The organism is Pseudomonas sp. HN11, assembly GCF_021390155.1.
GTDB lineage: Bacteria > Pseudomonadota > Gammaproteobacteria > Pseudomonadales > Pseudomonadaceae > Aquipseudomonas.
In genome coordinates, this window is sequence record NZ_CP089985.1 from 3,164,266 (window position 1) to 3,175,441 (window position 11,176).

Genomic DNA, 11,176 nt, shown 5'->3' on the forward strand with positions numbered 1-11,176 from the left:
CGTTTTACGCGAACGTGCAAGCCAGCCTACAGGCCCTGCTGCAAGGCGGGATCATCCGGATTCTGCTGCTCAAGCTGCGCGAGCAGGACCTGCACATTCTGCAACTGGCCGCTTTCCTTCCAGTAATTGATCAACAACACCCGAGCCTTGCGATTGGCGGGGTGACGTTGAATGATTTCTTCCAATTGGCGCTGGGCCGCTTCCAGTTCCTGCTGGGCATGCAGGGTGGTGGCCAGGTCGTAGCGGTAATCCTGATTATCCGGTTCCAGCTCTACCGCCTTGGACAGACCGAGCAGGGCATAGGGGCGCTCGCCATGGTGCAATAGCCACATTCCCAGCGCGTGTTGCAGATAAGCCGACTCTGGGTGAGCTGCCAATTGGCGCGCGAGTAATTGGCGGGATTCTTCGGTCTTGCCCTGTTTATCCAGCAGCTCGATTTGCGCCACCCCGGCTTCCAGGTTGTCCGGTTGTAGGCGCATGGCCTGCTCCAAGGCATTTTGTGCGTCCGGCAACTGGGCGCTATGGATGTACAGGCGGGCCAGTTGAATCCATCCTTCCGCGGTTTCGGGCTGGGCCTTGAGCTTTGTGACGAACTCATCCAGTACCTGCTGCAAAGGGCCGAAGTAGAGGCCCAAGGTGTCGGGTGACAAGCCAAGCAAGGCATTGGCGGCAGTAAACCGTACCGCTTGTTGGTCATCGTCCAGCACCGGGCCGAGCAGCAGCGTACGCTGGCCGGTGGGCACCAGGCCGACAATGCTGTGGATGGCGGCCTCGCGCACCAGGGGCGACTCACTGACCAGATCTTTGTCCGCCAGTTTCAGGGCTTGGGGACTGGGATAGTTGGGCAACTCCGCATGCAAGGCAGCGCGGCGTTCGGGCGACAGGTCCGGCCGGCCCAGTTGCTGGTACAGCACGCGCGCCGCGCCAGGCTCGCCGTTACGCGCCTGTTTCAGGGCCTTGGAGTAACCATGGGCAATGGCGGGCGCTACGGCCACCGGAGTGGAACGGGAGAAATACCAGGTAGTCAGGACAATCAACAGTAGGGCGCACAGGCCGATGAGGGAGTAACGGCGTGACTTTGACATGCAGGCGTCCGAAAGCGTGGGCAGCAAAGCTGTCAGCTTCGGTCAGACCATGGCAGGTGTCAAACCCATATCAGGTGAGCACATATTCCACCGGCTCCAGGGACGGCGGCAGGTCGGTTTCGCCGAGGGCGGCCAATACTTCGCGCTCCAGGGTGCGCAGGATGGTATTGCAGGGCAGATCGTTTTCGTCAAAACCGAACGGATCCTCCAGATCGTCGCCGATTTCATCGAGACCGAAAAAGGTGTAGCTGACAATAGCGGTGAACACCGGCGTCAACCAGCCCAACGGTTCCGCCATGGCAAACGGCAGCAAGATGCAGAACAGGTAAATGGTGCGATGCAGCAACAAAGTATAGGGGAAGGGCAGCGGCGTGCTCTTGATCCGCTCGCATGACGCCTGCACCTGGCTGAGGCTGACCAGGCGCGCCTCCAGCTGGGTGTAGCGCCATTCGCTGATGACGCCTTGCTCGGCCAACGTCGAAAACCGCGAGCCAACCTGTTGCAGCAGGTTGTCGGGCAGGTTGGGGTGGTTGGCCTGGAACTGACTCCAGGGTTTTATCGCCAGGGCTTCATCTTCATGACGCAGTCGGGCGACCAGCCCGTGGGCGAAGCCGCATACGCTTCGCAGCAATCCCGAACGCTCGGCCGGATCACTCAGCACCTGGGTTTCGCGAATCAATGAACGCACATCGATGATCATCTGCCCCAGTTGCTTGCGGCCCTCCCACCAGCGGTCATAGCAGGCGTTGTTGCGAAAGCTCATGAAGATCGACAACGACAGCCCGAGCAACGTGAACGGCGTGGCATTGACCTTGGAGAAATAGGCCGGGTGCAGGGTCTCCACCAGTACGATCACTGAGGCCAGCAAAGTGACCAACAGGCTACGCAGCGCGATGCGCTTGGCAATCGAACCCTTGAGGGAAAACAGGATGCCCAGCAGGTTGGGTTTGGGTCGGACTATCATTCAGGGGCGGGCTTCTTCGCGGCGCAGGCTGTCAGGTTAGAAGCATGCGCTGCGCCCGTCCAATCGCTTGGGCTGACTGACTGATCGGCGGGGTCGATGACTGGCCAAACCAGTCAGGCAGGTTGAGGGCTTTGACCATTGCCGCTGAGGCGCGACAGGGCGACTATTTCGACGATTCTGACTGTTAAAGAGAACAACAATGCAGATTGAGAACAAAATCTTCCTGGTCAGTGGCGGCGCATCCGGTCTGGGTGCGGCCACCGCTGAAATGCTCGTAGCGGCAGGTGCCAAAGTGATGCTGGTGGACCTCAACGCCGATGCCGTGGCAGCCAAAGCCCGGCAGTTGGGCGAGAATGCCCGCAGCGCGGTGGCGGACATCAGCCAGGAAGCGGCCGCCGAAGCCGCCGTACAGGCCACTGTTGCAGCCTTTGGCGGGTTGCATGGGCTGGTGAACTGCGCCGGCGTGGTGCGCGGCGAGAAAATCCTCGGCAAGAACGGCCCCCACGGCCTGGCCAGCTTTACCCAGGTGATCACCGTCAACCTGATCGGCAGCTTTAACCTGTTGCGCTTGGCGGCTGCCGCCATTGCTGAAACCGAGGCGAATGCCGACGGCGAGCGCGGTGTGATCATCAACACAGCCTCCGTCGCCGCGTTTGACGGGCAGATCGGCCAGGCGGCGTATGCCGCGTCCAAGGGCGCCATCGCCAGCCTCACCCTGCCGGCCGCACGTGAGTTGGCGCGGTTTGGCATCCGTGTCATGACCATCGCCCCCGGCATCTTCGAAACACCGATGATGGCCGGCATGACCCCGCAAGTGCGCGACTCGCTGGCCGCCGGCGTGCCATTCCCGCCACGCCTGGGCAAACCCGCCGAATACGCCGCGCTGGTGCGACACATCATTGAAAACAGCATGCTCAATGGCGAGGTGATCCGTCTTGACGGTGCCTTGCGCATGGCGGCCAAGTAAGGAGGATTTTTCATGACCGATCCCATCGTTATTGTCAGCGCCGTGCGCACGCCCATGGGCGGATTCCAGGGTGACCTCAAGGGGCTGACCGCGCCGCAGTTGGGCGCCGCCGCGATTCGTGCGGCCGTCGAACGCGCCGGTATCGCCACCGATGCCGTGGATGAAGTGCTGTTTGGCTGCGTACTGCCCGCCGGCCTCGGCCAGGCACCCGCACGCCAGGCTGCGCTGGGTGCCGGGCTGGACAAGGCCACGCGCTGCACTACCCTCAACAAAATGTGCGGCTCGGGCATGCAAGCCGCGATCCTGGCCCATGATTCGCTGCTGGCCGGCAGTGTCGGCGTGGTGATTGCCGGTGGCATGGAAAGCATGTCCAACGCGCCGTACCTGCTGGACCGCGCGCGCAGCGGCTATCGCATGGGCCACGGCAAGGTACTGGATCACATGTTCCTTGACGGCCTGGAGGACGCCTACGACAAAGGTCGCCTGATGGGCACCTTCGCCGAGGACTGCGCCCTGCATAACGGTTTTACCCGCGAGGCCCAGGACGCTTTTGCCATCGCTTCGCTGACCCGTGCGCAAGAGGCGATTACCCATGGCAACTTTGCCGCCGAAATTGTTCCGGTGCAGGTCACTGTGGGCAAAGAGCAGAAAACCATTCTGCATGATGAGCAGCCGCCCAAGGCCAGGCTGGACAAGATCAGCACCCTGAAGCCGGCCTTTCGCGAAGGCGGCACGGTGACGGCGGCCAACTCCAGCTCGATTTCCGACGGTGCGGCGGCGTTGTTGTTGATGCGCCGGTCCGAGGCCGAGAAACGTGGCCTCAAGCCCTTGGCGGTTATTCACGGTCACGCGGCGTTTGCCGATGAGCCGGGCCTATTCCCGGTGGCGCCGGTAGGCGCGATCCGCAAACTGATGACCAAGACCGGCTGGAACCTGAGTGAGGTCGACCTGTTCGAGATCAACGAAGCCTTCGCCGTGGTCAGCCTGGCGACCATGAGCAAGCTGGAAATTCCCCACGCCAAGGTCAATATCCACGGCGGCGCCTGTGCCCTCGGCCATCCGATCGGTGCGTCCGGCGCACGAATCCTGGTGACCCTGCTCTCGGCCCTGCGCCAGAACGGCCTCAAGCGTGGCGTCGCGGCCATCTGCATCGGCGGTGGTGAAGCCACGGCCATGGCCGTCGAATGCCTGTATTAATTAACAGCAGCTGAAAACTTGTGGCTGCTATAGGAATCTGCACCATGCTACCCAATGACGAACACCTGCAAATCAGCGACGCGGCCCGGCAATTTGCCCAGGAGCGCCTGAAACCCTTTGCCGCCGAATGGGACCGCGAACACCGTTTTCCCAAGGAGGCCATCGGTGAAATGGCCGAGCTGGGATTTTTCGGCATGCTGGTGCCGGAACAGTGGGGTGGTTGCGACACTGGCTACCTGGCCTACGCCATGGCGCTGGAAGAAATCGCCGCCGGTGATGGCGCCTGTTCCACCATCATGAGCGTGCACAACTCGGTCGGTTGCGTGCCGATCCTCAAATTCGGCAACGACCAACAGAAAGAGCAGTTCCTCAAACCCCTGGCCAGCGGCGCCATGCTCGGCGCCTTTGCGCTGACTGAACCCCAGGCCGGTTCCGACGCCAGCAGCCTGAAAACCCGCGCACGACTGGACGGTGACCATTACGTATTGAATGGCTGCAAGCAGTTCATCACTTCCGGGCAAAACGCCGGCATTGTGATTGTGTTCGCCGTGACCGATCCGGCTGCGGGCAAACGCGGGATCAGCGCATTTATTGTGCCGACCGACTCGCCGGGCTACAGCGTGGCACGGGTCGAAGACAAACTCGGGCAGCATGCGTCCGATACCTGTCAACTGCTGTTTGAGGACGTCAAGGTGCCGGTCGCCAACCGGCTGGGGGAGGAGGGCGAAGGCTACAAAATCGCCTTGGCCAACCTCGAAGGTGGCCGTGTGGGTATCGCCTCGCAGTCAGTAGGCATGGCCCGCGCGGCATTTGAGGCGGCCCGTGATTATGCGAGGGAACGTGAAAGCTTCGGCAAGTCACTGATTGAGCACCAGGCCGTGGCCTTTCGCTTGGCGGACATGGCCACGCAAATAGCGGTGGCGCGGCAAATGGTGCATTACGCCGCCGCCCTGCGTGACAGTGGCAAGCCCGCACTGGTGGAAGCCTCGATGGCGAAGCTGTTTGCTTCGGAAATGGCCGAGAAAGTCTGTTCGGCCGCCTTGCAAACCTTGGGCGGTTACGGTTACCTGAGCGACTTCCCCCTGGAGCGGATCTACCGCGACGTGCGGGTCTGCCAGATTTACGAAGGCACCAGCGATATCCAGCGCATGGTCATCTCACGCAATCTCTAAGGAGCCGATACATGAGTTACGAAACCATTTTGCTCGACGTCCAGGGCCGCGTCGGGTTGATTACCCTCAATCGCCCGCAAGCCTTGAACGCCCTGAACGCGCAACTGGTCAGTGAATTGAATCAGGCGCTGGATGGCCTGGAAGCCAACCCGGAAATTGGCTGCATCGTGCTGACCGGCTCCAAGAAAGCCTTCGCCGCCGGTGCCGACATCAAGGAAATGGCTGACCTGACCTACCCGCAGATCTACCTTGACGACCTGTTCAGCGACAGCGACCGCGTGGCCAACCGCCGCAAGCCGATCATCGCCGCCGTCAACGGCTTTGCCCTGGGCGGTGGTTGTGAACTGGCACTGATGTGCGACTTCATCCTGGCGGGCGACGGCGCCAAGTTCGGCCAACCGGAAATCAACCTCGGCGTACTGCCGGGCATGGGCGGCACCCAGCGCCTGACCCGCGCCGTGGGCAAGGCCAAGGCCATGGAAATGTGCCTGACCGGGCGCTTTATCGATGCCGTAGAAGCAGAGCGCTGCGGGATTGTCGCGCGTATCGTGCCGGCCGATGATTTGCTGGAAGAAGCGCTGAAAGTCGCCACCCTTATTGCCGGCAAGTCGGTGCCGATCAGTATGATGGTCAAGGAAAGTGTGAACCGCGCGTTTGAAGTGAGTTTGTCGGAAGGCGTGCGCTTTGAGCGCCGGGTGTTCCACGCGGCGTTTGCAACGCAGGATCAGAAGGAAGGCATGGCGGCGTTTGTGGCCAAGCGTGCGCCTGAGTTCAAGGATAAGTGACAGTTGTTAGCCTCAAGCTGCAAGCTGCAAGCTGCAAGCTGCAAGTAAAAGCCAGTTCGCCTTTACTTGCAGCTTGAGACTTGTTGCTAAAGCATATAATGCTTCAGTTCCCTGGCAATCACCATCCGCTGAATTTCACTGGTCCCCTCATAAACCTGCGTGATCCGCGCATCCCGGTAGTAACGCTCCACCGGGTAATCCTCCAAGTACCCATACCCGCCATGAATCTGCATCGCTGACGAGCAGACTTTCTCCGCCATTTCCGAAGCAAACAGCTTGGCCTGGGATGCTTCCGACAAGCAGGGCTTACCGGCGCTGCGCAGTCGCGCGGCGTGCAGGATCAACAAACGCGCGGCGTTCAGTTGGGTTTGCATGTCGGCCAACAGATTGGCCACGCTCTGGTGTTCGATGATGGCCTTGTTGAACTGCACGCGATCACGGGCGTAAGCCAGCGCCGCTTCGAACGCCGCACGGGCGATTCCGAGTGCCTGGGCTGCAATACCAATGCGTCCACCTTCGAGATTGGACAGGGCAATCGCCAGGCCTTTGCCGCGCTCACCCAGGAGGTTGGCTTCGGGTACGCTGCATTGGCTGAGGGTGACGGCGCAGGTATCGGAGGCGCGGATGCCCATCTTGTGCTCGGTGCGATCCACCACAAACCCTGGCGTGGCAGTCGGCACCAGGAACGCCGAGATACCTTTTTTGCCCAGCTCAGGGTCGGTCACGGCAAACACGATAGCCAGCTTGGCGCGCTTGCCGTTACTGACGAACTGCTTGGCACCGGTGATTACCCACTGGCCGTCACGCAGTTCGGCGCGGGTGCGCAGGTTATGGGCTTCGGAGCCGGCCTGGGGTTCGGTCAGGCAGAAGCACCCAATTGCCTGGCCACTGGCGAGATCCGCCAGCCAGGTTTGCTTCTGCGCGTCTGAGCCGTAGTTGAGAATTGGCCCGCAACCCACTGAATTATGAATACTCATCAACGCGCCAGTGGCGCCGTCACCGGCGGAAATCTCTTCCACGGCGAGGGCATAGGCAACGTAATCGACATAGGTGCCGCCCCATTCTTCGGGCACCACCATGCCCAGCAGGCCCAACTCACCCATTTTCGCCACCAGGGCGTCGTCGATCCACCCAGCTTTCTCCCAGGCTTGGGCATGAGGGGCGATTTCACCACGGGCGAAGTCGCGAGCCATGTCGCGGATCATCACTTGTTCTTCAGTATATTCAATATCTTGCATGACTTAGTTCGCAACCTTCTCGAAGTGATGAAAGAAGCTTTCTACATGACTCAGGGCCAAGCCATGCAGGTTGGGTGGGTTCCAGCGCGGGCTCTTGTCCTTGTCGATGATCAGCGCGCGCACGCCCTCGATCAGGTCGCCGCGTTCGAACCATTGGCGGTCCAGGTGCAGTTCCAGAGCAAAGCATTGCTCCAGAGGCAAGCGGCGCCCGCGCCGTAACATTTCGAGGGTGACGGCCATGGCCAGGGGCGAGCGGGTTTGCATCAGGCTGGCGGTGGTCAAGGCCCACTCATGGCTGTCGGCAACAGTGACTTGCTGCAGTTGCTCGACAATGCTGGGTACATCCGGCAGCGCGAAGAAATGGTCAATGGTGGGCCGTAAGGCAGCCAGGGGCGCATCGGGCAGTTGTTGCACAGCCAGCTTGGCGAGCGCGCCTTGCAAGTCTTTGAGTGGCGAGTGGTGCCATTGCAGGCGATCGAGCTTCTGGTCCAACTCGACGAGTTTGTTGCTTTCCAGGTACCAGTCAGCCAGCCCGCAGTAGAGCGCATCGGCCGCACGGATCTGCACCCCGGTAACGCCCAGGTAAATCCCCAGTTCACCGGGGATTCGCGGCAAAAAGTAGCTGCCGCCCACATCAGGGAAGTAACCAATGGCGACCTCCGGCATCGCCAACCGGCTGCGCTCGGTGACGACGCGCAAGTCAGCGCCTTGCACCAGCCCCATGCCTCCACCCAGAACAAACCCATCCATCAATGCCAGTACCGGTTTGCGGTAATGGTGGATCGCCAGGTCCAGCGCATACTCCTCAATGAAAAAGTCCTGGTGCAGGGTGTCGCCGTTCTTGAAGCTGTCGTACAGCGAGCGGATATCGCCACCGGCACAAAAAGCTTTTTCGCCAGCACCGCGCAAGACCACCGCATACACCTGCGGGTCATCTGCCCATGCCTGCAGCTGGGACGCCAGGCTGCGCACCATCTGCAAGGTAATGGCATTCAAGCCGGCCGGGCGATTGAGCGTGAGGTGGCCGATATGGTTGCGGACCTCGGCGAGCACTTCGTCCTGAAGTGTTTCTGCGTGGCGTGCTTCGGATGAAACCTGAGCAGTCATCGATAACTCCCTGCTTTTATTGTTCTTTATCAAGATGTTCGCGGGCGAACCTTCTCGCGATCCTACCAGCGCAAATTTGCCCAGTACAACCTTCAATCATGCAGGTCGTTTTTGCATTTATGCAGGGAGCATGTAACAGACTCAGGGCACGCGACTGGCCAGCACTTCGCCAATACTGCGGCGTCTGGCGTGGGTTTCTGCCGCGTGGATCAGTTCTTCCAGCTCAGTCGGTTCCACATCGTAGAACTGCTCCATTTCCGCCAGCGCCCACTTCAAATCGGCGGCGGTGATGGCGGGGTTTCGCCCGTTCTCTGGGTTATTCAAGATCACCGGCGGAGCTTCGACAGCACCTTTGGGATAACGCGTGCGCGTCGCATTGTTGTAAGCCAGCGCGCACGCCAGCAAGGCAACGGCGCCGAGCAGCACGGCACCCAACTCATACCAGCCCAGAGCGGCGGAGGCGGGGTCGGCCAACACCAGTGTCATGGCCAAACCACCGGCCGGCGGGTGCAGGCAGCGCAACCAGCACATCAGCACGACCGTCATGCCCGCTGCCAGGCAGGCGCCGCCCAGGGAGGGGCCGAGGACACGGGCGACCAATAGCGCAACGACGCCCGCGCACAGGTAGCTGCCAATGATTGACCAGGGTTGCGCCAAGGCGCCTGACGAGACGGCGAACAACAACACTGCCGAAGCGCCCAGGGGACCGAGCAAGTGCAGCGCCACCTCCATACCGAACACTTGGGCGCATATCCAGACGCTGACTAATGTACCCAGGGCCATGCCGATGGCGGCACGGCTCCATTCGGATGGGCGGGTGTTGATTGCAGCGGGGAGCCATCGAGCGAGCATTGAAAGGGATCCATAAACAGCGGGCGAAAAAAAGGCTCGTCTGGTTGCCCGGAAAAGCCCTTTGAAAGTTCCAACATTTGGGGGAAGGAACCTGTGCAGTGTGCCCACGTTGAGATTGGGGCGCTAATGCATATTAATGAGGGTTGAATGCAGAAATTATGAAGTGAAGCGCCGGTGGTAGCGGCGCATGGCTCAAGGTTGTGCAGGTTTGGTCAAGTGCAGCAACACATAGGGGTTACGGTCAAATTCACCGGTCAACGTCGGGGTGATCGCGCGAAACCGCGGGTCCTGCAAACCCTGATAATCCGCTTCGCTCATCACCAGCCAGGCCGGCCCCTGGATCGGTTTCAGGTCAGCTGCTTGCTGGGTAAACAACGGCACCTCGTCGCAGTTGAGGTTGACCATGTATTTAATGGCCTTGGCGTCTTTGCCCAAACCGTGCAACACCACCGGCGCCCTTTGCTGCGTAACCTGCTCATGCACCTGCAAGGTAAAGGTACGGGTGTCATAAACACTGCGTTCCAACGGTTCGACCACCAGAATGTAGGTGGCCCACACTGCCAATACCGCTGCAAACGCCGGCCCTAGAGGGCGCGCCTTGAACAGGGTCAGCAGGGCCAAAACCTGCAGCGCCGCCAGCACGGCAAACACCCACGCAAGATCACTCAACTGTTGCGGGTAACGCGGCCGTGCGAATAACAATCCGACAATCAACAGCGTCGGCAACAATGTCCAGATGCTCAGCATCAGCCCGCGTAACCAGGCAAACAGCCGCCCGTGTGCCACGTGGAATGGATAAGCCGCAATCATCGCTGCCATGGGCAACATCGGCAGCACATAACGCGCCTTTTTCGCCTGGGGGATTGATAAGCCCAGCATCACCAGCAAACCTGCAGCCGCGCAGTACCACACCAACTGCAGGGCGGGACCTGGGGCGCGCCGCCCGCTGATCACCATGGCCAGCAGCACCAGCAACGCCAGCGGATACGCCATGGCGTAGTTGCCCAGGGAGCTGGTGAAGTAATACAACACGCCGCTGGAGCCTTCGCTGCCATCCATGCGCCCGAGGAACTGCATGCGGATTACGTCCTGCATGAAGCTTTCGCCGCCACTGAGCTTGGCCATCAGCAACAGCAGGCCGACACAGGCCACCAGCAATGCCAGCGCCAGCAAGCCGAAACTGAAGAGTGGGCGCCATTGCCGGTTGATCAGGTAATAGCTGCACAGCATGCCGGTCGGAATGACCAGGCCAATTGGCCCACGCACGGCGAAACCAAGAATCAGCAGCAGGTACAGCCAGTGCAGACGTTTACTCGCGCCGAAGTGGTCATGGGCATATCCCAGGTAGAACACCGTCAAGGCAATCGCGGCCAGCATCTGGTCGAGCGACACCGAGCGGGTTTCGCTGATAAAGGTACTGCTGAGCAACAGTATCGCAATGCTCAGCAGGCCCCAGCGTTGGGAGTAGGGCGCCGTCAGGCGGTACACCAGGATGACGATGCACGCGGAGGCCATCGCCGTTGGCAGCCACGCCGTCAGACTGGTGACCTGGCCCAACGGCAACGACAACAGCCACGTCAGCAGCGTCGAGGTGGCCAGGTAATCCGCATAGGGCTGGCCATAGGTGGTGGGGAAAAAACCCGGACCATGGCGCAGCATCTCTTGGGCGAACAGCACGAAGCGTGAGTCGAAACCAATAATCGCCTGGTGCCAGCTGCCGGCGATAAACAGCACCAATGCCAGCAACCCCAAACCAAGGGAGTGGCGACGGATCGTTGGGCTTAACAGGGGCGGTCGATCTTTGTTCAC

Annotated in this window: 10 protein-coding genes; 4 read left to right on the forward strand and 6 right to left on the reverse strand. The window is 60.7% G+C overall.

What is annotated here, in order from left to right; genetic code table 11:
- Nucleotides 1–26: 26 nt before the first annotated feature.
- Together LVW35_RS14410 and LVW35_RS14415 are read right to left on the reverse strand one after the other, a co-directional pair.
- Nucleotides 27–1,085, reverse strand: a complete 1,059-nt coding sequence (locus LVW35_RS14410) for a tetratricopeptide repeat protein (RefSeq protein WP_233890725.1) — start codon at nt 1,083–1,085, stop codon at nt 27–29.
- Between the two features lie 70 nt (nt 1,086–1,155).
- A complete protein-coding gene (locus LVW35_RS14415; protein ID WP_233890727.1) occupies nt 1,156–2,049 on the reverse strand; it encodes a bestrophin family protein in 894 nt (297 codons plus the stop codon).
- Nucleotides 2,050–2,248: 199 nt separating this feature from the next.
- On the opposite strand from LVW35_RS14415, the gene LVW35_RS14420 reads away from it, so the two are divergent.
- The 4 genes from LVW35_RS14420 to LVW35_RS14435 are packed head-to-tail and all read left to right on the forward strand — an operon-like array spanning nt 2,249 to nt 6,170.
- A complete protein-coding gene (locus LVW35_RS14420) occupies nt 2,249–3,016 on the forward strand; it encodes an SDR family NAD(P)-dependent oxidoreductase (protein WP_233890733.1) in 768 nt (255 codons plus the stop codon).
- A 12-nt stretch (nt 3,017–3,028) separates the two neighbouring features.
- A complete protein-coding gene (locus LVW35_RS14425) occupies nt 3,029–4,213 on the forward strand; it encodes an acetyl-CoA C-acyltransferase (protein WP_233890734.1) in 1,185 nt (394 codons plus the stop codon).
- A gap of 44 nt (nt 4,214–4,257) precedes the next feature.
- Nucleotides 4,258–5,385 (forward strand): acyl-CoA dehydrogenase, encoded by a 1,128-nt coding sequence (locus LVW35_RS14430; RefSeq protein ID WP_233890735.1) that lies wholly within the window; start codon nt 4,258–4,260, stop codon nt 5,383–5,385.
- Nucleotides 5,386–5,396: 11 nt separating this feature from the next.
- On the forward strand, nt 5,397–6,170 hold the full coding sequence (locus tag LVW35_RS14435) for an enoyl-CoA hydratase (RefSeq protein ID WP_233890737.1): 774 nt from the start codon (nt 5,397–5,399) through the stop codon (nt 6,168–6,170).
- Nucleotides 6,171–6,256: 86 nt separating this feature from the next.
- Here LVW35_RS14435 and LVW35_RS14440 read toward each other — a convergent pair whose 3' ends face one another.
- From LVW35_RS14440 to LVW35_RS14455, 4 genes are all read right to left on the reverse strand, one after another.
- Complete coding sequence (locus LVW35_RS14440) at nt 6,257–7,408, reverse strand: acyl-CoA dehydrogenase family protein (protein WP_233890742.1); 1,152 nt, start codon at nt 7,406–7,408, stop codon at nt 6,257–6,259.
- A gap of 3 nt (nt 7,409–7,411) precedes the next feature.
- A complete protein-coding gene (locus LVW35_RS14445) occupies nt 7,412–8,515 on the reverse strand; it encodes an enoyl-CoA hydratase/isomerase family protein (RefSeq protein ID WP_233890743.1) in 1,104 nt (367 codons plus the stop codon).
- A gap of 141 nt (nt 8,516–8,656) precedes the next feature.
- Complete coding sequence (locus LVW35_RS14450) at nt 8,657–9,367, reverse strand: HPP family protein (protein WP_233890744.1); 711 nt, start codon at nt 9,365–9,367, stop codon at nt 8,657–8,659.
- A gap of 192 nt (nt 9,368–9,559) precedes the next feature.
- On the reverse strand, nt 9,560–11,176 hold the full coding sequence (locus LVW35_RS14455) for a glycosyltransferase (protein ID WP_233890746.1): 1,617 nt from the start codon (nt 11,174–11,176) through the stop codon (nt 9,560–9,562).